Origin of the sequence: Sphingomonas sp. ID0503 (assembly GCF_048565625.1) — a bacterium.
Lineage (GTDB): Bacteria > Pseudomonadota > Alphaproteobacteria > Sphingomonadales > Sphingomonadaceae > JBLZUR01.
Genome location: NZ_JBLZUR010000002.1, coordinates 3,367,264 through 3,386,630 on the forward strand (window position 1 = coordinate 3,367,264; position 19,367 = coordinate 3,386,630).

General features: G+C 66.8%; 21 protein-coding genes and 1 pseudogene. 11 read left to right on the forward strand and 11 right to left on the reverse strand.

What is annotated here, in order from left to right; translation table 11 throughout:
• Positions 1-234 precede the first annotated feature (234 nt).
• The 3 genes and pseudogenes from ACM608_RS17650 to sthA all read left to right on the forward strand — a co-directional run bounded on the left by ACM608_RS17650 (position 235) and on the right by sthA (position 2,042).
• A complete protein-coding gene (locus ACM608_RS17650) occupies positions 235-597 on the forward strand; it encodes a hypothetical protein (RefSeq protein ID WP_419685004.1) in 363 nt (120 codons plus the stop codon).
• Positions 598-648: 51 nt separating this feature from the next.
• Positions 649-783, forward strand: a pseudogene (locus ACM608_RS17655) (FAD-dependent oxidoreductase); the annotation flags it as partial.
• A gap of 200 nt (positions 784-983) precedes the next feature.
• Positions 984-2,042 carry a Si-specific NAD(P)(+) transhydrogenase gene (gene sthA, locus ACM608_RS17660; protein ID WP_419685005.1) on the forward strand — a complete coding sequence of 353 codons (1,059 nt, stop codon included), beginning with the start codon at positions 984-986 and terminating at the stop codon, positions 2,040-2,042.
• 373 nt (positions 2,043-2,415) lie between these two features.
• On the opposite strand, the gene ACM608_RS17665 is transcribed toward sthA, so the two are convergent.
• Both ACM608_RS17665 and ACM608_RS17670 read right to left on the reverse strand, forming a co-directional pair.
• Positions 2,416-2,994 carry a peptidylprolyl isomerase gene (locus tag ACM608_RS17665; protein WP_419685006.1) on the reverse strand — a complete coding sequence of 193 codons (579 nt, stop codon included), beginning with the start codon at positions 2,992-2,994 and terminating at the stop codon, positions 2,416-2,418.
• A gap of 176 nt (positions 2,995-3,170) precedes the next feature.
• Positions 3,171-3,872, reverse strand: coding sequence for a glutathione S-transferase N-terminal domain-containing protein (locus ACM608_RS17670; protein ID WP_419685007.1), 702 nt, complete (start codon positions 3,870-3,872; stop codon positions 3,171-3,173).
• 73 nt (positions 3,873-3,945) lie between these two features.
• Between ACM608_RS17670 and ACM608_RS17675 the strand changes: the two genes are divergently transcribed.
• Together ACM608_RS17675 and ACM608_RS17680 are read left to right on the forward strand one after the other, a co-directional pair.
• On the forward strand, positions 3,946-4,866 hold the full coding sequence (locus ACM608_RS17675; RefSeq protein WP_419685008.1) for an XdhC family protein: 921 nt from the start codon (positions 3,946-3,948) through the stop codon (positions 4,864-4,866).
• Complete coding sequence (locus ACM608_RS17680; RefSeq protein WP_419685009.1) at positions 4,866-5,408, forward strand: NTP transferase domain-containing protein; 543 nt, start codon at positions 4,866-4,868, stop codon at positions 5,406-5,408. Before ACM608_RS17675 ends, ACM608_RS17680 begins: the two co-directional genes overlap by 1 nt.
• A 1-nt stretch (position 5,409) precedes the next feature.
• Here the strand turns inward: ACM608_RS17680 and mltG are convergent, their stop codons facing one another.
• The 5 genes from mltG to fabD all read right to left on the reverse strand — a co-directional run bounded on the left by mltG (position 5,410) and on the right by fabD (position 9,772).
• Entirely contained in the window at positions 5,410-6,393 is a 984-nt protein-coding gene (gene mltG, locus ACM608_RS17685; protein WP_419685010.1) for an endolytic transglycosylase MltG, read from the reverse strand.
• A gap of 22 nt (positions 6,394-6,415) precedes the next feature.
• Positions 6,416-7,675 carry a beta-ketoacyl-ACP synthase II gene (gene fabF / locus ACM608_RS17690; protein ID WP_419685011.1) on the reverse strand — a complete coding sequence of 420 codons (1,260 nt, stop codon included), beginning with the start codon at positions 7,673-7,675 and terminating at the stop codon, positions 6,416-6,418.
• 90 nt (positions 7,676-7,765) lie between these two features.
• Positions 7,766-8,002 carry an acyl carrier protein gene (locus ACM608_RS17695; RefSeq protein ID WP_419685012.1) on the reverse strand — a complete coding sequence of 79 codons (237 nt, stop codon included), beginning with the start codon at positions 8,000-8,002 and terminating at the stop codon, positions 7,766-7,768.
• A 78-nt stretch (positions 8,003-8,080) separates the two neighbouring features.
• Complete coding sequence (gene fabG, locus ACM608_RS17700; RefSeq protein WP_419685013.1) at positions 8,081-8,821, reverse strand: 3-oxoacyl-[acyl-carrier-protein] reductase; 741 nt, start codon at positions 8,819-8,821, stop codon at positions 8,081-8,083.
• Positions 8,822-8,836: 15 nt separating this feature from the next.
• Positions 8,837-9,772, reverse strand: a complete 936-nt coding sequence (gene fabD, locus ACM608_RS17705; protein WP_419685014.1) for an ACP S-malonyltransferase — start codon at positions 9,770-9,772, stop codon at positions 8,837-8,839.
• Positions 9,773-10,162: 390 nt separating this feature from the next.
• Here fabD and rpsF point away from each other — a divergent pair, with 390 nt between their 5' ends.
• From rpsF to rplI, 3 genes are read left to right on the forward strand one after another with little or no spacing between them, the layout of a single operon-like run.
• Positions 10,163-10,534, forward strand: coding sequence for a 30S ribosomal protein S6 (rpsF, locus tag ACM608_RS17710; RefSeq protein ID WP_419685015.1), 372 nt, complete (start codon positions 10,163-10,165; stop codon positions 10,532-10,534).
• A gap of 15 nt (positions 10,535-10,549) precedes the next feature.
• Entirely contained in the window at positions 10,550-10,774 is a 225-nt protein-coding gene (gene rpsR / locus ACM608_RS17715; protein WP_419685016.1) for a 30S ribosomal protein S18, read from the forward strand.
• Between the two features lie 12 nt (positions 10,775-10,786).
• Positions 10,787-11,383, forward strand: coding sequence for a 50S ribosomal protein L9 (rplI, locus tag ACM608_RS17720; RefSeq protein ID WP_419685017.1), 597 nt, complete (start codon positions 10,787-10,789; stop codon positions 11,381-11,383).
• A 63-nt stretch (positions 11,384-11,446) separates the two neighbouring features.
• On the opposite strand, the gene ACM608_RS17725 is transcribed toward rplI, so the two are convergent.
• Positions 11,447-12,130, reverse strand: a complete 684-nt coding sequence (locus ACM608_RS17725; protein ID WP_419685018.1) for a TetR/AcrR family transcriptional regulator — start codon at positions 12,128-12,130, stop codon at positions 11,447-11,449.
• Positions 12,131-12,252: 122 nt separating this feature from the next.
• Here ACM608_RS17725 and ACM608_RS17730 point away from each other — a divergent pair, with 122 nt between their 5' ends.
• Positions 12,253-13,074, forward strand: a complete 822-nt coding sequence (locus tag ACM608_RS17730; protein ID WP_419685019.1) for a sterol desaturase family protein — start codon at positions 12,253-12,255, stop codon at positions 13,072-13,074.
• On the opposite strand, the gene ACM608_RS17735 is transcribed toward ACM608_RS17730, so the two are convergent.
• Both ACM608_RS17735 and ACM608_RS17740 read right to left on the reverse strand, forming a co-directional pair.
• On the reverse strand, positions 12,981-14,132 hold the full coding sequence (locus ACM608_RS17735) for a cell wall hydrolase (RefSeq protein WP_419685020.1): 1,152 nt from the start codon (positions 14,130-14,132) through the stop codon (positions 12,981-12,983). The two genes, ACM608_RS17730 and ACM608_RS17735, sit on opposite strands and share 94 nt — an antisense overlap.
• Positions 14,132-14,845 (reverse strand): dienelactone hydrolase family protein, encoded by a 714-nt coding sequence (locus ACM608_RS17740; RefSeq protein ID WP_419685021.1) that lies wholly within the window; start codon positions 14,843-14,845, stop codon positions 14,132-14,134. Before ACM608_RS17740 ends, ACM608_RS17735 begins: the two co-directional genes overlap by 1 nt.
• Positions 14,846-14,918: 73 nt before the next feature.
• Here ACM608_RS17740 and ACM608_RS17745 point away from each other — a divergent pair, with 73 nt between their 5' ends.
• Together ACM608_RS17745 and scpB are read left to right on the forward strand one after the other, a co-directional pair.
• Positions 14,919-15,677: a segregation and condensation protein A gene (locus ACM608_RS17745; protein WP_419685022.1), complete on the forward strand. Its 759-nt coding sequence runs from the start codon at positions 14,919-14,921 to the stop codon at positions 15,675-15,677.
• Complete coding sequence (gene scpB / locus ACM608_RS17750; RefSeq protein WP_419685023.1) at positions 15,674-16,252, forward strand: SMC-Scp complex subunit ScpB; 579 nt, start codon at positions 15,674-15,676, stop codon at positions 16,250-16,252. The genes ACM608_RS17745 and scpB overlap by 4 nt, the downstream gene beginning before the upstream one ends.
• A 947-nt stretch (positions 16,253-17,199) precedes the next feature.
• On the opposite strand, the gene ACM608_RS17755 is transcribed toward scpB, so the two are convergent.
• Complete coding sequence (locus tag ACM608_RS17755; RefSeq protein ID WP_419685024.1) at positions 17,200-19,092, reverse strand: ribonucleoside-diphosphate reductase subunit alpha; 1,893 nt, start codon at positions 19,090-19,092, stop codon at positions 17,200-17,202.
• Between the last annotated feature and the right edge of the window lie 275 nt (positions 19,093-19,367).

Here is a 19,367-nt window from a genome sequence, read left to right on the forward strand (position 1 = left end):
AATTCCTTAGGGGAACCAACGGCTCAGCCCGGGTAAGTGCGAGCCTACGCCTCAGCTACCACATGCCGCGAGCGTCTACGGCCGGGAACCGGGCCTCGCAGGAGTGGAGGCCCAGTCGGCGGACACACGGGCAGGCGGCACACCCTCTGGCGCAAGCGCTGCTGAAAGGCACCATTCGCTTTTCCCTTGTTCTCTGCCTCTGGCGTCCGTCCGCCGCACCGCTTAGCAGGGGGCATGACCACGCTTTTGCGCCGCTACGGCTTTGTCCTGGTCGTTCTGTTCTGGGCGGCCATGGTTTTCGCCTGCGTGATGGCCACCATCCCCAGCGAGCCGCAGATGCTGAGCGAGGTGCGGGACAAGTACCAGCATATCGCCGCCTTCACCGTCCTGGCGCTGACCGCCGCGATCGCATATCCGCGCACCCCGCTGCTGCGCATCGCCGAGCGGCTGTCCTTCCTCGGCGCGATGATCGAACTCGTCCAATCGATCCCCAGCCTCTACCGTGACTGCGACATCTGGGACTGGGTGGCGGATACCGGCGCGATCCTCGTGACCCTTGCGATCGTGCAAGCGGTGCGGAGCGTCCGCGCCCGCTAAGCGGAACCGATGCCCGGCTCGCACGCTCGTGCCCGCGAAGGGGAGCGGGCGATGGAACGGCAATACGACCTGATCGTGATCGGCAGCGGCCCGGCCGGACGCCGCGCCGCGATCCAGGCGGCGAAGCTCGACAAGTCGGTGCTGGTGGTCGAGCGCGGGCGGGAGGTCGGTGGTGTCTCCGTCCACACCGGCACGATCCCCTCGAAGACGCTGCGCGAAACCGTCCTCAACCTCTCCGGCTGGCGGGAGCGGGGCTTCCACGGGCGCGGCTACCGGGTCAAGCAGGACATCTCAGCCGCAGACCTGATGGCCCGCCTCCGCAAGACGCTGGAGCATGAGGTCGAGGTGCTGGAGCACCAGTTCGCCCGCAACGGCGTCAAGTCGTCATGGGGCAGGGCCGCTTCGTCGATCCGCATCAGGTCGAGATCACCTTGCAGGATGGCGAGGTCTGGACGGCGAAGGCCGACTTCATCCTCATCGCCTGCGGCACCAAGCCGTTCAGGCCGGACTACATCCCCTTCGATCTCGACAACGTCTTTGATGGCGACGAGATTGTCGATCTCACCCGCCTACCACGCAGCCTGACCGTAATCGGCGCGGGCGTGATCGGCGTCGAATACGCCACGATCTTCAGCGCGCTCGACGTGTCGGTCACGCTGGTCGAGCCGCGCGCCACCTTCCTCGACTTCATCGACCATGAACTGATCGAGGAGTTCACCCATGAACTGCGCGACCGCAATGTCGGCCTGCGGCTCGGCGTCGAGGTGGCTGAGGTCGTTGCCGAACCCACGCGCGTCACCACCCGGCTGAAGGATGGGCGCAGCGTCACCTCCGACGCGCTCCTCTTCGCCGCCGGCCGCATGGGCGCCACCGACAGCCTCGCGCTCGACAAGGCAGGCCTCACCGCCGACCATCGCGGCCGCGTCTCGGTCGAGCCGAAGACGATGCAGACCGCCGTGCCGCACATCTATGCGGCCGGCGACGTCATCGGCTTCCCCAGCCTCGCCTCCACGTCGATGGAACAGGGCCGCCTCGCCGCCTGCCACGCCTTCGGCCTGGAGCCGCCGCCCCCGCCCGAATTCTTCCCCTACGGCATCTATTCGGTGCCGGAGATGTCGACGGTGGGGATGAGCGAGGAGGAGGTTCGCCGCCGCAACATCCCCTATGAGATCGGCATCGCCCGCTTCCGCGAAACCTCGCGCGGGCACATCATGGGCCTGAACAGCGGGCTGATGAAGATGATCTTCTCGATCAAGACCCACCGCCTGCTCGGCGTCCATATCGTCGGCGAGGGGGCGACCGAGCTGATCCACATCGGCCAGGCGGTGCTCAACCTGAAGGGCGGCATCGACTATTTCATCGAGAACACGTTCAACTATCCGACCCTGGCGGAAGCCTACAAGATCGCCGCGCTGGACGCTTGGAACCGCCTGATCCGGTCATAACCGTCGCATGAACATCGACCTCTGTCGCCGGAGAGCGACCGAGATCGCCTTCAAAATCACGTCATGCCAGCGAAGGCTGGCATCGTTCGGAGGTGAGGCGCGACGGGTGCGGCAAAGCCAAGCGATGCCAGCCTTCGCTGGCATGACTCGTAAAGCAACGGGCAGACTTGTTCCCGATTTGATCTTTTTGCTTCCAATGTAGGAAAATCTTTGCCAGCACGCGCATGGCTCTTTCGATCGTTTATCATTGTCCCTCGCGCGCACGCGTGCGCGCACAGGCGCTCGCGCGTGTTGAGGGAAGACCTTTGAGACTTTCCGCGCGACGACAGGGCGGGGTCCGCGATGCTCGCGTCGTGCTGACAACGACTCGAACTTAGTTGATCCGGCGCACCGAGATGATCTTCACCGGCTTGGCGATCCACTGGTCGCGGAACTCCTCGCCGCCAACACCGGGGATGATCGGGGAGGCGAGGATCGTCTTCACCGTCGCCATCCCGCCGACGACATGGCCGAAGGCAGCGTACCCCGCATAGCTGCCCCGCGCATCCATGATCGGCAACGGTCCGACCGAGATGAAGAAGTCGCCCAGCGCCGAATCGGGGCTCCAACCATGCGCCATCGAGATGGTGCCGTCAGTGTGCTTGATCCCTGTCTCGTCCGTCCGCTCCATCTTGATCGGCTCGAACATCAGGCGATAGTTGCGCTGGATGCCGCCCTGGACGAAGCCGCGCTTGGGGTCGCGCTTCGACCGTGCGGCGCGATAGAACTGCCGTCCGTCGAACCGTTTCGCGTCGACATAGCGCAGGAAGTTGGCCGTGGTGATCGGCGCGCGCTTCGCCTCCAGCTCGATCACGATCGCCCCCGCACTCGTCACCATCCGAACCCGAGGCAGGGGCGCGGCAGCAGCGGTCAGGGCCAGGAAAAGCAGCGGCAAAGCGAGAAGTCTACGCATCATCGCCGCTTTTAGCGCCTCACGGCAGGCCGGCAAACCATCCTCCCCCGCCAGGGGGAGGTGGCATCGCGTAGCGATGACGGAGGGGGAGGGCGGCGGCTACGGCGGCTCCTCTCCTCCCCCCTCCGACGCCTTCGGCGCCACCTCCCCCCTGGCGGGGGAGGATCATGACGCTCTCACCCCCGCCCGGTCACCTCTAGCCCGCGCTGAACCGCGGGCCGCGCCAGCCCACGCTCCACCCACGCTTTCACATTGGCGAAGTCGTCGAACCCGACCAGCTCCCCCACGTCGTAGAAGCCGACCAAGTTGCGTACCCAGCCGAGCGAAGCGATGTCGGCGATCGAGTATTCACCGACGATCCAGTCACGCCCTTGCAACTGCTTGTCGAGCACGCCCAGCAGGCGCCGGCTCTCCTTCGCGTACCGGTCGCGCGGGCGCTTGTCCTCGATGTCCTTGCCCGCGAACTTCGCGAAAAAGCCGAGCTGCCCGAACATCGGCCCGACCCCGCCCATCTGGAACATCACCCACTGGATCGCCTGCCAGCGGCCGACCGGGTCGGCGGGGATGAACCGGCCGGTCTTGTCGGCGAGGTAGAGCAGGATCGCCCCGCTCTCGAACAGGCCGATCGGCTGTCCGCCCGGGCCGTTCGGATCGATGATCGCCGGGATCTTGCCATTGGGGTTCAGCGACAGGAACTCCGGCGTCCAGCTCTCGTCCTTGCCGATGTCGATCAGATGCGGCTCGTAGGGAAGACCGGTTTCCTCCAGCATGATGCCGACCTTCACGCCATTGGGCGTGTTCAGCGAGTAGAGCTGGATGCGGTCCGGCTGCGTGGCGGGCCAGCGACGGGTGATCGGAAAGGCGGAGAGGTCGGTCATGGTCGCTCCTGTCAGATGCGCCGAAGATATGGGCGGCCTTTGCAAAGCGGCAATGACGGTCCATCTCTCGCCCATGTCCGACCTTTCCAGCATCATCGACGCCGCCCGGCGCTGGCGGGGGCAGCCGATGGCGCTTGCCACCGTCACCCAGACCTGGGGTTCCGCACCCCGCCCGCGTGGCAGCCATATGCTGGTCCACGCCGACGGGCGCTTGGAAGGCTCGGTCTCCGGCGGCTGCGTGGAGGGCGAGGTGCTGGCGGAGGCTGCGCGCATCATCGCCGAGGGCGGTTTCCGCCGCCTCCGCTACGGCGTCGCCGACGCCTCGGCCTGGGAGGTGGGCCTCCCCTGCGGTGGCGAGATCGAGGTGATGGTGCAGCCCGTCTCCGCCGAGGGGTTCGATCCCGCCTTGTTCGAGGAGATCGCTGCCGGTCGCGACGCCGGTGAGGCCCTGTCGCTTGCCACCGATCTCGCGACCGGCCGCACCACCGCCCGGCCGCAGGGCAACGGCGAGAGCTTCGTCAACGTCTACCTGCCGCCCCGTCGAATGCTGATCGTCGGCGCGGTGCAGATCGCCCAGTCGCTCGCCCGCATCGCCGGGGAGATCGACATGGCGGTGACGGTCATCGACCCACGCGGCCGTTTCCTGACCGAGGAGCGCTTCACCGGAACCAAGCTCGACGACCGCTGGCCGGATGAGGCGGTGGCCGCCGCCCGCCCCGACCCGGCGACCGCGGTGGTGACTCTCAGCCACGATCCCAAGATCGACGACGCCGCGCTCGCGGCTGCGCTGCGCTCGCCCGCCGGGTACATCGCTGCCTTGGGCTCCCGCCGCAGCCACGCCAAGCGGATGGAGCGGCTGACCGCCGAGGGCTTCTCCGCCGAGGATCTGGCGCGGATCGACGGGCCTGCAGGGATCGCCATCGGCGCGCTCGGCCCGGCCGAGATCGCGCTTTCCGTGGCGGCGGGCGCGGTGCAGGCGCTGTCGCGGCGCTGATGCCCAACCCGTTCGGTGACACCGTCGCCGTCCTGCTCTGCGCCGGCCTTTCCCGCCGCTATGGCAAGGCCGACAAGCTGCTCGCCCCGCTGAGCGGTCGGCCGCTGGCGGCACACGCAGCCGCCATGCTCGCCGGGCTACCTTTTTTGAGCCGCATCGCTGTGGTCCAGGCAGGTTGGTCCGGCGTTCCGCTGCTCGGAAGCTTCGACATCGTGAAGAACCCTCGGCCAGAGGACGGTCAGGACAGCTCGCTCCGCCTCGGTCTGGCCGCTGCACTTTACCGCGAGCCGCGCGCGATCCTGGTCTGCCTCGCAGACATGCCGTTCGTCACCCCCGACCACCTCGCCGCAGTTGCGGCCCACAACGGTGCCGCGATAAGCGGCAAGGGGCCGCCCACGCTGATCCCGGCTGACCTGGCGCGCCTCATCCTTGCCGATCCCACACGCCCCGCCCGCGATCACGTCCGCTCCGCCTCGCCGGCCGTGGTCACCGCAGATCCTCTGATCCTCAGAGACTTCGACAGGCCGGAGGACTTCGCCTGACCTACATCTCGCCGCGTTGGCGGCGTATCGCGTACCACTTCCGGACATTGGCGTTGTGCTCGGCCAGCGTGGTCGCAAAGACATGCCCGCCCTTGCCGTCGGCGACGAAATAGAGCGCCTTGGTCGGTGCCGGGTCCAGCACCGCCTCGATCGAAGCTCTTCCGGGATTGGCGATGGGCCCCCTCGGCAGACCCGCCTCGGCATAGGTGTTGTACCCGTTCTTCGCCCTGAGTTCGGACTGGAAGATGCGGCGGCCGAGCGGGCGGCCTTTGGTGATCGGGTAGATGACGGTGGGATCGGCCTGCAGCGGCATGCCGATGCGCAGGCGGTTGGAATAGACCCCCGCCACCATGCGCCGCTCGGACGCGACCGCCGTCTCCTTCTCCACGATCGAGGCGAGGGTCACCGCCTCCCGCTTGCTGCGCACAGCCGTCGTCTTTTTGCGCGCTCTCCAGGCGTCGTCGAGGAAGCGGGTCATCGCCGCCGTCATCCGCTTCAGAACCGCCGCCCGCTGCTCTCCCCGTTCGAAGTCGTAGCTGTCGGGCAGGACCGACCCCTCTGGCGGCACCGCAACCGGCCCGGCGAGGAGCTTCTCCGCCTTCAACCGGTCGGCCACGAGGACGGATGGCGTCCCTTCCGGGATGGTGACGAGGCGCTGGATCGGGCGGCCATGCTGAAGAAGGTCGAGGATCGTTGCGGCGCTGGAGCGGGCCGGGATCGCGAACTCGCCCGCCTTGATCGGATCGGACGATCCCAGCCGCCCGGCGAAGCGGCGGAACCAGTTGGCGGACCGGATCGCCCCCGCCGCCTCGAGACGCCGTGCAGCTTCGCCGAGGGTCGAGCCTTCGGGCACCTGGACTGCCGTCTCGCGCGGCAGCGGTCCCGGACCCCACCAGAAGAGTGCGGGTACCGCGACCGCAAGCACGGCGAGGAGGATCAGGATCAACCCGCCGCAGCCAAGTCCCCGCTTCCGCCTCCTGGCCACGCCGTTTCTCCCGAAGAGGGTGTTAGACCGACCTCATCACCAAACTGGCGTTGGTGCCGCCAAAGCCGAAGCTGTTGTTCAGCACCGCCCGCACCTGTCGCTTCTTGGCGGTGTGCGGCACCAGGTCCACGCCCGCGCAGCTGTCGCTCGGATTGTCGAGGTTGAGCGTCGGCGGCACGATCTGATCACGGAGCGCGAGGATGCAGAAGATGCTCTCCACAGCGCCGGCACCGCCCAGCAGATGGCCGATCGCCGACTTGGTCGAGCTCATCGACAGGCCTTCGATGTCGCTGCCGAACAGGCGGCGGACCGCGCCCAACTCCAGCTCGTCGCCCAGCGGCGTCGAGGTGCCGTGGGCGTTGATGTAGTCGATGTCGGACAGCGCAAGGCCCGACTTCCGCAGCGCCATCTCCATCGATCGGAACGCGCCCGAGCCTTCGGGGTGCGGCGCGGTGACGTGATAGGCGTCACCGGAGAGGCCATAGCCGATCACCTCGGCATAGATCTTGGCACCGCGCGCCTTGGCGCGCTCGTACTCCTCCAGCACGACCACGCCCGCGCCTTCGCCCATGACGAAGCCGTCGCGATCCTTGTCATAGGGACGGCTGGCCTTTTCCGGCTGGTCGTTGAACGCGGTCGAAAGCGCACGGGCCTGGGCGAAGCCGGCGATGCCGAGCGGGCAGATCGCGCCCTCCGCCCCGCCCGCGAGCATGACGTCGGCGTCGTCCAGCGCGATCATCCGGGCCGCGTCGCCGATAGCGTGCGCGCCGGTCGAGCAGGCGGTCACCACCGCGTGGTTCGGCCCCATCAGACCGTATTTGATCGAGACCTGACCCGAGATCAGGTTGATCAGTCGGCCATGGACGAAGTGCGGCGAGACGCGGCCCGGCCCCTTTTCGAAGCGAACGATCGACTCTTTCTCGATGCCGGGCAGGCCGCCGATGCCGGAGCCGATGGAGCAGCCGGCACGGAGCCGTTCCGCCTCGCTCATCTCCGTCAGGCCGGCATCTTCCAGCGCCTGTCCGGCCGCGTCGATGCCGTAGACGATGAATTCGTCCACCTGCCGCTGCACCTTATGATCGACACGCTTGTTGGCGTCGAAGCCATAGGCGTGGTCGGCGGGCTTCACCTCCATCGCGATCCGGCACTTCTGGTCGGAGGCATCGAAGCGGGTGATCGGGCCCGCGCCCGACTTGCTGGCGATGATGTTGGCCCAGACGGTTTCGACTTCGGCGCCGAGCGGCGTCACGAGGCCGAGACCGGTTACGACGACACGGCGCATGTCAGACCCTCTTCCTTGAACTCAAAACCAAAACGGCCCCCGGCCGGGAGTCCGGGCGGGAGCCGTATCGGCTAACGTGGTGGCTGAAGATCAGCCCTTATTGGCGTCGATGTAGCTGATCGCGTCCTTGACGGTCGTGATCTTCTCGGCCGCATCGTCGGGGATCTCGACGCCGAACTCTTCCTCGAAGGCCATGACCAGCTCGACGATGTCGAGGCTGTCCGCACCCAGATCGTCGATGAAGCTCGCGTCCTCGGTGACCTTCTCGGCCTCGACGCCGAGATGCTCGACGACGATCTTCTTCACGCGCTCGGCGGTCTCGCTCATATTTATCCCTCTCGTCGGGCTGATGTTGACTCTCAGCCGCCCCTAAAGCGGCGTTCGGATTGTGGCAAGCCTTGGGCGTCAGACCATCGCCATACCGCCGTTGACGTGCAACGTCTGGCCGGTGACGTAGTTCGCCTCGCGGCTGGCGAGATAGGCGACCGCCGCGCCGATGTCCTCTCCGGTGCCGAGGTCGCCGGCGGGGATGCGGGCGAGGATCGCGCCCTTCTGCTGTTCGTTCAAGGCGTCGGTCATCGCCGAGCGTATGAAGCCCGGGGCTACGCAGTTGACCGTGATGTTGCGGCTGGCGAGTTCCTGCGCCAGCGCCTTGGACATGCCGACGAGGCCGGCCTTGGACGCGGCATAGTTCGCCTGACCGGGATTGCCGGTCTGCCCCACGACCGAGGTGATCGAGACGATGCGGCCGAAGCGCGCCTTCATCATCGGCTTGGCGGCGGCGCGGATCAGGCGGAACGCAGCCTCCAGGTTGACCCGGATGACCTGATCCCACTCCTCATCCTTCATCCGCATGGCGAGGTTGTCACGGGTGACACCGGCATTGTTGACGAGGATGTCGAGCTTGCCGCCGAGCGCGTCCACCGCCTGCGGCACGAGCGCATCGACTTGGGCCGCGTCCGAGAGGTCGCAGACCAGCGTCTTGTGTCCGCCACCGAGATCCCCCGCGAACGCCTCCAGCTTGCCAGCGTTGGAACCGCTGAGCGCGAGAGTCGCCCCTTGTGCTGCCAGAGCCTTCGCGATCGCAGAGCCGATGCCGCCGGACGCGCCGGTCACCAAAGCGGTCATGCCTGTCAGGTCGAACATGTTGCTTCCTCTTCCTTACAGCGTCTTCGCGAGCGCTTCGATGTCGTCCATCGTGACGACGCTGACGGGTTCCGCGTCGGGGGCGGTGCGCTTGACCATGGGGCCGACCACCTTGCCGCCGAGCTCGACGAATGAGGTAACGCCGGCTTCGAACATGGCGGCGATGCTTTCGCGCCAGCGGACGGTGCCGATGACCTGTTCGACCAGCACGCGCTTGATCTCGGCGGGGTCGGCGACCGGGGCGGCGGTGACGTTGGCGTAGACGGGGACGAGCGGCGCGCGGAGCGGGGCTTCGGCGAGCGCCTTCTCCATCGCCTCGGCCGCGGGCTGCATCAGCGGGCAGTGGAAGGGAGCGGAGACCGGGAGGAGGACGGCGCGCTTGATGCCGTGTTCCTTGGCGAGCGACGCGGCGCGATCGACGGCGGCCTTCGCGCCGGAGATCACCACCTGGCCCGGATCGTTGTCGTTGGCGACAGTCAGCACATCACCCTCGGCAGCCGCGTCGCAGAGCGCCTGCGCCTTGGCCCGATCCGCGCCGAGCAGCGCGGCCATCGCGCCCTGGCCGACCGGGACCGCCGCCTGCATCGCCTGGCCGCGCAGCTTGAGCAGCCTGGCGGTGGTCGAGAGGTCGAGCGCTTCGGCGGCGCAGAGCGCGGTGTATTCGCCGAGGCTGTGGCCGGCGACGAAATCGGCCTTGTCGGCGAGGCGGATGCCGCCCTCCTTCTCCAGAACCCGGAGGGTGGCGATGGCGTTCGCCATGATCGCGGGCTGCGCGTTCTCGGTCAGCGTCAGGTCGCTCTCGGGCCCTTCGGTCATCAGTCGGAAGAGATGCTGTCCGAGCGCATCGTCCACCTCCTGAAACACCTCACGCGCGGCGGCGCTGGCATCGGCGAGCGCGCGGCCCATGCCGACGGCCTGGCTGCCCTGACCCGGAAAGATGAATGCGCGCATGATCGGTCCTTCTGCTTCAGACGAGCGCAGTAGGAAGCAGGCAGGGGCATGGCAAGCCGCGCGAATCACCCCCGAAAGATCCGGTGAGGCGCGCGGAAGTTTGCCAAGTTGTCGCTACGTAAGCGCCGGAATCACCATCCGCACGGCGATTGGCGGTCACGGTGAGATGGCTGCCGATCGTGCTCATGCGGCTCGGGCTGGCACATTAAATCCTACATTGGAAGCGGTGTGGATGGGCATCGCCTTGCCTTTGGCCGCCCTTTCCGTCATAGGCGCGCGATCCGGGGCAAGGTCGTCTGGCTTTCGCCCCGGTTTGATTTCGAGACGATAGCCGGAGGGGCGACCGCACGGGGCGGCGTCAGCGATCGGCCAAGACAAGGAATACGCGACATGCCGTTGTACGAGCATGTGTTTCTCGCGCGTCAGGACCTCGCCCAGGCGCAGGTCGATACGCTGGCGGAAACCGCCACCAACATCATCACCGAGAACGGTGGCAAGGTCACCAAGACCGAGACCTGGGGCCTGCGTTCGCTCGCCTATCGGATCGCCAAGAACCGCAAGGCGCACTACGTCCTTCTGGAAGTCGACGGTCCGCCGGCGGCGATCGCCGAGCTGGAGCGCCAGACCGCGATCAACGAGGACGTGATCCGTTACATGACGATTCGCGTCGACGAGCTGGAAGCCGGCCCGTCCGCGATGATGCGCCGTAACGAGCGTGACCGCGAGCGCCGGATGCGCCGCGACGATCGCGAAGCCGCGTAAGGGGAGACAAGACACATGGCACGCCCGTTTTTCCGCCGCCGCAAGAGCTGCCCCTTCTCCGCGAAGGACGCGCCCCGGATCGACTACAAGGACGTCCGCCTGCTGCAGGGCTTCGTGTCCGAGCGGGGCAAGATCGTCCCGAGCCGTATCACGGCGGTTTCCGCCAAGAAGCAGCGTGAGCTGAGCCAGGCGATCAAGCGCGCCCGGCACATCGGCCTCCTGCCCTACATCGTTAAGTAAGGAGCGCGGCACATGGATGTCATCCTGCTCGAACGCGTCGAGAAGCTCGGCCAGATCGGTGACGTGGTCACCGTCAAGAACGGCTTCGCCCGCAACTTCCTCCTCCCCAACAACAAGGCGTTGCGCGCCAACGAGGCCAATAAGAAGGTCTTCGAAGCGAACCGCGCCAAGATCGAGAGCGACAATGCCGACCGTCGCGCCGCCGCCGAGGCGGATGCGAAGGGCATCGACGGCAAGACCGTTCAGCTGATCCGTCAGGCGTCGAACACCGGCCAGCTTTATGGTTCGGTCGCGGCGCGCGATCTCGCCGACCTGCTCGCCGAAGACGGCGCCAAGGTTGCCAAGAACCAGATCGTGCTCGACCGCCCGATCAAGGCGATCGGCCTGCACGAGGTGAAGATCACGCTTCACCCGGAAGTGTCGGTGACCATCAAGGTCAACGTCGCGCGCTCGCCGGAAGAGGCGGACCTGCAGGCGCAGGGCGTCGACGTCATGGCGCAGATGTTCGAGCGCGACGAAGCCGGCTTCACCGAGGATTACGATCCCAACGCGGAGCCCGGCGAGATCGCGACCGACGCGCCGGCGGCGGAGCCGACCGACCAGGCTTGAGCCTTCCCGCTTCGTGAGACAAGGGGCCGTTCGGAGCGATCCGGGCGGCCTTCTTGTTTGCGGTCAGCGGCCGTCGAACAGCAGCTTCACATGGTCGTGCATGAGGCGGACCTGACGCCCGAGGATCGTCTTGTCGCCGAGCGCCCGCGATGTGATGATCCCGCCGTCCGCCACCACGTTGAAGTGGTCGGCCATGGCCTCCAGATCGGCGGGCAGGCGTGGCGGGTAAACGTCTGCGATCTCCTTCAGCCAGTCATGGAAGCGGGCGCGCCAGCCCTCCGCCGCCAAGCGGATAAGGCGCGAAACCTCGCCATCGAAGGCGCGGTCCTGATAGGTGATGGACGCGGCGAGGCAGCCGGGGTGCACGCCGGGCAGATCGTCCATCATCTCGGCGAAGAGCCTGATGAAGATCAGGAAGCTCTGCAGGGGATCGTCGGACAAGGCGCGGGCACGCGCGGTCAGGCGGTCGAGATGCGCATCATCCCGCACAACGAAGCGGGCGACGATCGCGCGGGCGAGGTCGTTCTTGTCCTTGAAGTGATAGAAGAAGCCGCTCTTGGTTATGCCGGCTGCTTCGACCAGTTCCTCGATCGAAGTCGCGGCGAAGCCCTTGTGGAGGATGGATTCCTCGGCAAGGTCCATGATCCGTTCGCGGGTCCGCTCGCCCTTAGACGGTTCGGCGGCGGACTTTACCTGCGGTACGGTTTTCTCCGCCACCTGCCCCATCATCGTTCCGCCCTGCCTCACCTGTTCGAAGAAACCGGCCTGTAATCAGAAACTAACGCCGGGTCGATGCGAACCGACCCTGTGCTTTCTAGAGGTCCCGGCCCCCGTCCCCTAATCGACTGCGCATCTTCAATCCGGAAAGCGTGGCCGTGAGCATCTATCACTACATCATCTTCGTTCTCTTTGCGATCTTCGTCGTCGTCGAGCGTCTGACCAGCGCGCGTGACTATCCTGAGGTACGGCTCTGGCGCGCATTAGGTCTGGCTTCGACCCTCTTGTACTTCGCGATCACCACCTGCGCGCCGTTCCTTTGGGACGCGTGGCTCAGCGGTCACCGGCTGATCGACGCGACCGGTCTTCCGTTCGTGGTGCAGGTCGTGGCGGGGTTCCTGCTGCTCGAGCTGGGGATCTATGGCTGGCATCGGGCGATGCACCGGAGCGACGTGATCTGGCGCGCGCACCAGATGCACCATGCGGCAGAGCGGGTGGATATCTGGGGTGCGTTCTACTTCCATCCGCTCGACATGATCGGATGGGCGTTGCTCGGTTCGCTATGCCTGGTCGGGATCGTCGGCCTGACGCCGGAGGCGACACTGGCGGTGAACGTGCTGGCCACCTTCTGCTCGATGTTCCAGCATGCCAATATCCGGACGCCCCGCTGGATCGGCTATGTGGTCGCGCGGCCGGAGAGCCATGCGATCCATCACGAGCGCGGCGTCCATGCCTTCAACTATGGCGATATACCGCTGTGGGACATGGTGTTCGGCACCTTCCGCAATCCGGCCAGCTGGGACGGAAAAGCGGGCTTCGATGCGGGTTCGACTGGGACCCGCGAATGCTGGTCGGGAAGAAGGTGGCTTGAGTTGCCTGATCAGCCCTTCATGCACTGGAAGGCGTCGGGGCGAGGCATCTCCTTGCAGTTCCAAAGCGCCTTTTCGTACTTGGCCGGGCGGTCGCGGAGATAGCTGAAGGACATGGTGGCGAGGTGCGACGGCTCGACCGGCGGCAGGCCGGGGGCCCTCCGCGCGTCGCGCCAGGCGAGCAGCTTGCAGTAGCTCTTGTCACCGCAGATCGAGAGCGCCATCGCGGCGTAGCTGTCGGGGCTCGCGGTCGGATCGAGGATCACGATGATCGGGTCGAGCTGGCCCTGGCCCAGCGGGTAGACGTCGCGCGGCTTCGATGCGGCGACGGGCGTGGTGCCCGGCGTGCCGGTCAGGGCGGCGAGGGCCGGATCGACGGGGGCTGCGGCGTCGGCATGGCTGGCGGCGTATTTCGCGATCTTCGCCTGCGCCGGCTCGTTCCCGGCATAGCCGCCGCGGAAGGCGCCCGCCGTCCCCCACCAGCCGAGCCAGCGGTAGAAGAGATGCGTGCCGACGCCCGCCGTCTTGTCGAGACTGCCCGCCCAGGAGGGGACCACCCAGTTGGTGTGGTAGTGGGTGGACCAGCCGACGCCCTTGTCGACCTTGCCCTTCAGGGCATCGCGGGCGACCTCCTCGGCCTTCTTCCAGCCCGCGGCGGAGGGCGCGCGGGCGAGCGAGCCGTCGCAGGTGAAGGTGAACTGGCAGCCGGTGACCCGCTCCGCCCCCTCGAAGACGACGCCGCAGACGGTCTTCGGAAAGGCGGGGTGGCGGAGGCGATTGAGGACGACCTGAGCGACCGCCCTCATGCCGGCGACGCCTTCGCCCACCGCCTCGTAATAGGCGGCGGCGGCGAGGCAGTCGGTGGCGCGGGCCTTGTCCTGATCCGAGCCGGCGAAGCGGTATGCGCGGGCGGCGGGGTTCGGCCTCGTGGAGAAGGGGACCGAGGCGTTGATGAGGCGGGCCTGGTCCGGCGCAACCGCGACGTTCTCGACCGGTTCGACCGGCGGCGGGGGTGCGTTCGGCGGCGGTACGGCCTCCTCGGCAAGAGCGGGCGCGTGCGTGGCGAGAGGGGCCGGCAGTTCGCGTGCGGCCCATGCGGCGAGGGTGAAGCCCGCCACGAGGAGCACGAGGAGCAGCGGCCAGAGGCGTTCGCGGGCGAGCATCAGGCGGGGTTAGCCCAGCTTTCCTGAAGGAAGGCTTGCAGTGCGGCCCAACTCTGCCGGTCGGCGGCCGCGTCATAGGCCATGCGTGGGTCCCCGAGGCCCTCCACGTCGCGGTTGGTGAAGCTGTGCAGCGCGCGGCCGTGGACGAGGAGCTGCCAGTCGGCGTCGGCCGCGTCCATCTCCGCCTGGAAGGTGGCGAGGTCGGCGGGTGGGACCAGCGGGTCGCGTGCGCCGGTCGAGGCGAGAATGCGGGTGCGGATCGCGCCTCTCTCCGCCGAGGCGGCGGTGGTGAGGAGGCCGTGAAAGCTCGCGACACCGGCCAGTTCCGCCCCGGAGCGCGCCAGTTCCAGCACGGCTGCCCCGCCAAAGCAGTAGCCGATTGCGGCGATGCGGTCGGGCGTGAAACCCTCCGCCATCACCGCATCGAAGGCGCTGCGGATGCGGGCGCGAAAATAGGCGGGATCGCCTTTGAAGCGGTCGAGCGCCGCCGTCATCTCGTCGCCGGACAGCACCCGGCTCTCGCCGTGCATGTCGGCGAGGAAGGCGGTGTAGCCCTCCGCCGCCAGCATCGCGGCGCGACGGCGGACATTGTTGCCGATGCCGTCCGCCTCATGGACGATCAGGATGGCGCGGCCGTTCTGGATACCGGTCGGGTCATGACGCTCGCCGTGGAGCGGCAGATCGCCGTCACGGTAGTGGAACGATCTGGGCATCCGGCCCGAACCGCGCCCGGGCAGAATCGTTCCCGGCCTTCTCTCCCGGCGGCGGTTCTGGCACGGTGCCGCGATGGGGGACGAGGCACAGGAACGGCTGCCGCTGGCGGAGGGTGATCCCGTCTTCGCGCCCAATGTCGAGGGCTGGGAAGGACCGCTCGACCTGCTGCTGACGCTCGCGCGGAACCAGAAGGTGGATCTGCGCGAGATCTCGATCCTGGCGCTGACCGAACAGTATCTGGCGTTCATCGCGGAGGCGAAGGCGGTGAAGCTGGAGCTGGCGGCGGATTACCTCGTCATGGCGGCGTGGCTCGCCTTTCTGAAGTCGGCACTGCTGCTGCCCAAGGATCCGGCGGCGGACCCCGACCCGGAGGAACTGGCGCTGCGGCTGCAGCTGCGGTTGCAGCGGCTGGACGCGATGCGCGATGCGGGGGCGCGGCTGATGGCGCGGGACCGGCTGGGCCGCGACGTGTTCGCACGCGGCGCGCCGGAGGGGTTGCAGGTGGTCAGGAAGCCGCTGTGGACGGCGGAGCTCTTCGACCTGATCGCCGCCTATGGCGCGGTGAAGGCGCGGACCACGCCCGCCTTCCACGTCGTGTCGCGACGGCCGGTGATGAGCCTGGAGGCGGCGATCGAGCGGGTCTCCGCGCTGATCGGCACGCGCATCGATTGGGCGAGCCTGGAGAGCTTCCTGCCCGAGACGCCGGATGAGGACTACCGGCGTTCGGCGGTGGCCTCCAGCTTCCTTGGCGTGCTGGAGCTGGCGCGGCTCGGCAAGATCGAGATCGCGCAGGCGGGTGTGTTCGCGCCGCTGATGATCCGCGCGGCATGACCCCGCCCGACGATTTCGCGCGCGCCGTGGAGGCGACCTTGTTCGCCGCCGAGGAGCCGATGACGGTGGCCGAGATCGCCGAGGCCGTCGGGGAGGGCGATGTCCGCCCGGCGCTCGGGCGGCTGGCGGAGGACTATGCCGGGCGAGGCGTCAACTTGGTCGAGCGGGGCGGGCGTTGGCATTTCCAGACCGCCGCCGACCTGTCGCACCTGCTCAGGCGGGAGCGGGAGCAGAGCCGCAAGCTGAGCCGCGCCGGCATCGAGACGCTGGCGATCATCGCCTATCACGAGCCGGTCAGCCGCGCCGAGATCGAGGCGATCCGGGGCGTGCAGATCTCCAAGGGCACGATCGACGTGCTGATGGAGGCGGGCTGGGTGCGGCCCGCCGGTCGGCGCGAGGTGCCGGGGCGGCCGCTCCTCTATGCGACCACGCCGGCGTTCCTGACGCATTTCGGGCTGGAGAGCCGGCGCGATCTGCCGGGGATCGAGGATCTGAAGGCGGCGGGGCTGCTCGACCCGATCGATCCGGCGTTGATGGAGGGGCTGGCCGCCGGGCAAGAGGATGAGGAGGAGTAGGGCGGATACTGTGGCTGCGATGACCGAGATTAGTGGTTAGGCGTCGTTCCGGTGCTCGCGTCGGCGGCATATTAAATGCCGAACGATCATGGCGCTGCCAGCAGTAACAAAGAAGTCTGTGAGGACGAAGAAGCTGTCGCCTCGTGCAGGCCTGTGAGCCACAGGCCAAGGTAGCAACAGCCACAGCAACAAATGTGCTGTCCCTGCAACCACAAGAAAAGAATAAAGCCAGCCCTCGGACCGTGCTTTCCAGAAGATCAAAGCAACAGCGACGAGCGCTATCAAGGCCGATCCAATCGCCTCGGCGGCAGCCGCACCTACGAATTGTCCAGCCGCGACGGCCGCCGCTCCGCCGCATGCGACTATCGGCAGTGCGGCCCAACGAGGCGGTTCCTGAAGCTTTGTTTTAAACGCCATCGTTCAACTTCACACCACAACTCAATGTCCGCAAGTGGACGAGAGCTGCCGAACAAGGAGCACGTCATCCCGGACTTGATCCGGGATCCCGCTTCTTTTCGCCCGTGGGAGGCAGCGGGACCCCGGCTCAAGGCCGGGGTGACGAGTGGGTGGTTGATGGGGCTGCCTCTGTCCGATCATCGGCGGTGTTCGCGGCGCTTACCCCTCCCCCTCCGGGAAGGAATGGGCGGTGGAAAGTCTCGAAAGTCGCACGACAACGGGTGGGCGCATGCGCGTGCGCGCGAGGTCCAAGTTTAACTTGTTCAAAGAGCCATCCGCCTGCTGGCAAAAGTTTTCCTACATTGGAAGGGATTTGTGCGGGCCTTCAACACACGGCCCGCGCCCGTTCGCACTGAGCTTGTCGAAGTGCTGCGTGGTGGTGGGTGCAGTGCTTCGACAGGCTCAGCATGAACCGGTGTTGGTGCGCGCGTTTGGTTGCAAAGGCCTGCCTCCTGCTGGCAGGCGAGAGTGCCGAGCCGCCGGTAACGGGGTTACTGGCAGGCGAGGCACTCGTCATAGTCCTTCGACTCCACTTCGATCTGGCGGAGGTCGATGGTGTTGTCGGCTTCCACGCCGCCCGCGAAGCCGGCGCGCTGGATCGACTTGGAACGCAGGTAATACAGGGACTTGATGCCCAGTTCCCAGGCGCGGAAGTGGAGCATGAGGAGGTCCCATTTATCCACGTCGGCCGGGATGAACAGGTTGAGCGACTGCGCCTGATCGATAAACGGCGCGCGGTCGCCGGCCAGTTCGAGGATCCAGCGCTGGTCGATCTCGAAGCTGGTCTTGTAGGTGTCCTTCTCCTCCTGCGAGAGGAAGTCGAGATGCTGGACCGAGCCGCCCTTTTCGAGGATCGAGTTCCACACCGCGTCGGAGTTCTTCGCCTTCTCGATCAGAAGCTTTTCGAGGTACGGATTGCGGATCGAGAAGCTGCCGGACAGCGTCTTGTGGGTGTAAACATTGGCCGGGATCGGCTCGATGCAGGCGCTGGTGCCGCCGCAGATGATCGAGATCGATGCGGTCGGCGCGATTGCCATCTTGCAGCTGAAGCGTTCCATCACGCCCATGTCGGCGGCGTCCGGGCAGGGGCCGCGCTCGACCGCAAGCTGCATCGACGCCTCGTTCACCTGGGCGCTGATGTGCTTGAAGATCTTCAGGTTCCAGGACTTGGCCATGGCCCCTTCGAAGGGCAGGCCGCGCGCCTGGAGGAAGGAGTGGAAGCCCATGACGCCGAGGCCGACCGAGCGCTCGCGCCCGGCGGAATAGGCGGCGCGCTCCATCCCCGGCTCGGCCCGGTCGATATAATCCTGAAGCACATTGTCGAGGAAGCGCATCACGTCCTCGATGAACCGCTTGTCGCCGTTCCACTCGTTCCAGGTCTCGAGGTTCAGCGAGGACAGGCAGCAGACGGCGGTGCGGTCCTTGCCGAGATGGTCGCGGCCGGTGGGGAGCGTGATTTCGGCGCACAGGTTCGAGGTCGAGACCTTCAGGCCGAGTTCGCGGTGATGTTTCGGCATCGCGCGGTTCACGGTGTCGCTGAAGACGATATAGGGCTCGCCCGTGGCGAGGCGGGTCTCGACCAGCTTCTGGAACAGCGAGCGGGCGTCGACCTCACCGCGCTTCGACCCGTCCTTGGGCGAGCGCAGGTCGAAGGAGGCACCGTTGCGGACGGCCTCCATGAATTCGTCGGTGAGGAGCACGCCGTGGTGGAGGTTGAGCGCCTTGCGGTTGAAGTCGCCGGAGGGCTTGCGGATCTCCAGGAACTCCTCGATCTCCGGATGGCTGACGTCGAGATAGCAGGCTGCCGAACCGCGGCGGAGCGATCCCTGGCTGATCGCGAGGGTCAGCGAATCCATGACGCGGACGAAGGGGATGATGCCGCTGGTCTTGCCGTTGAGGCCGACCGGCTCGCCAATGCCGCGCACGCTGCCCCAATAGGTGCCGATGCCGCCGCCGCGCGAGGCGAGCCAGACATTCTCGTTCCAGGTGTCGACGATGCCGTTCAGGCTGTCGTCTACCGAGTTGAGGTAGCAGCTGATCGGCAGGCCGCGCCCGGTGCCGCCATTCGACAAGACGGGCGTCGCCGGCATGAACCAGAGCCGGGAGATGTAGTCGTAGATGCGCTGAGCGTGCGCCGCATCGTCGGCATAGGCCGAGGCAACGCGGACGAAGAGGTCCTGGTACGATTCGCCGGGGAGGAGATAGCGGTCCTTCAGCGTCTCCTTGCCGAAATCGGTGAGGAGCGCGTCGCGGCTGTGATCGACTTCGACCGGATAGGGCTGCGGCTTGATGTCCTTGGTGGACAAGGCCGCGCTCGCGCCCGGTGCATCGAGGGTCTGGGTGTCGCTCATGCTCGTCTCGCCGCCGCTGCTCAGAAGGTCCATCACGCGTCCCCTAACCGTCATCATCAATGACTCGGGCACCTAGACCAGAGCCTACACCAGGCGGCCACCAGCGCGAGCACGGGTCTCCATCCATCCCCGATATCCACAGGAAAGGACGACAAGAACGATATGGTGATCGCCCGACCGAAACTCAATCTGGTGTCGGCCGCCTGGCGCCAACACTACGGATAGTGTCACTCCTGATTCGGAGGCACAAGGGACTTTATCGTCGCCTCCGCGAAAAAGGGTGCTTGCCAACCGCCAAAGCCTTCCAC

What these genes read in the sequence shown, in the direction of transcription:
- rpsR (WP_419685016.1), top strand. Translation starts at nt 10,550, where the DNA reads ATGGCACGCCCGTTTTTCCGCCGCCGCAAGAGCTGCCCCTTCTCCGCG.
- rplI (WP_419685017.1), top strand. Translation starts at nt 10,787, where the DNA reads ATGGATGTCATCCTGCTCGAACGCGTCGAGAAGCTCGGCCAGATCGGT.
- ACM608_RS17695 (WP_419685012.1), bottom strand. Translation starts at nt 8,002, where the DNA reads ATGAGCGAGACCGCCGAGCGCGTGAAGAAGATCGTCGTCGAGCATCTC.
- fabG (WP_419685013.1), bottom strand. Translation starts at nt 8,821, where the DNA reads ATGTTCGACCTGACAGGCATGACCGCTTTGGTGACCGGCGCGTCCGGC.
- rpsF (WP_419685015.1), top strand. Translation starts at nt 10,163, where the DNA reads ATGCCGTTGTACGAGCATGTGTTTCTCGCGCGTCAGGACCTCGCCCAG.
- ACM608_RS17740 (WP_419685021.1), bottom strand. Translation starts at nt 14,845, where the DNA reads ATGCCCAGATCGTTCCACTACCGTGACGGCGATCTGCCGCTCCACGGC.
- ACM608_RS17670 (WP_419685007.1), bottom strand. Translation starts at nt 3,872, where the DNA reads ATGACCGACCTCTCCGCCTTTCCGATCACCCGTCGCTGGCCCGCCACG.
- fabD (WP_419685014.1), bottom strand. Translation starts at nt 9,772, where the DNA reads ATGCGCGCATTCATCTTTCCGGGTCAGGGCAGCCAGGCCGTCGGCATG.
- scpB (WP_419685023.1), top strand. Translation starts at nt 15,674, where the DNA reads ATGACCCCGCCCGACGATTTCGCGCGCGCCGTGGAGGCGACCTTGTTC.
- ACM608_RS17650 (WP_419685004.1), top strand. Translation starts at nt 235, where the DNA reads ATGACCACGCTTTTGCGCCGCTACGGCTTTGTCCTGGTCGTTCTGTTC.
- ACM608_RS17745 (WP_419685022.1), top strand. Translation starts at nt 14,919, where the DNA reads ATGGGGGACGAGGCACAGGAACGGCTGCCGCTGGCGGAGGGTGATCCC.
- fabF (WP_419685011.1), bottom strand. Translation starts at nt 7,675, where the DNA reads ATGCGCCGTGTCGTCGTAACCGGTCTCGGCCTCGTGACGCCGCTCGGC.
- ACM608_RS17680 (WP_419685009.1), top strand. Translation starts at nt 4,866, where the DNA reads ATGCCCAACCCGTTCGGTGACACCGTCGCCGTCCTGCTCTGCGCCGGC.
- ACM608_RS17665 (WP_419685006.1), bottom strand. Translation starts at nt 2,994, where the DNA reads ATGCGTAGACTTCTCGCTTTGCCGCTGCTTTTCCTGGCCCTGACCGCT.
- ACM608_RS17755 (WP_419685024.1), bottom strand. Translation starts at nt 19,092, where the DNA reads ATGGACCTTCTGAGCAGCGGCGGCGAGACGAGCATGAGCGACACCCAG.
- ACM608_RS17735 (WP_419685020.1), bottom strand. Translation starts at nt 14,132, where the DNA reads ATGCTCGCCCGCGAACGCCTCTGGCCGCTGCTCCTCGTGCTCCTCGTG.
- sthA (WP_419685005.1), top strand. Translation starts at nt 984, where the DNA reads ATGGGGCAGGGCCGCTTCGTCGATCCGCATCAGGTCGAGATCACCTTG.
- ACM608_RS17675 (WP_419685008.1), top strand. Translation starts at nt 3,946, where the DNA reads ATGTCCGACCTTTCCAGCATCATCGACGCCGCCCGGCGCTGGCGGGGG.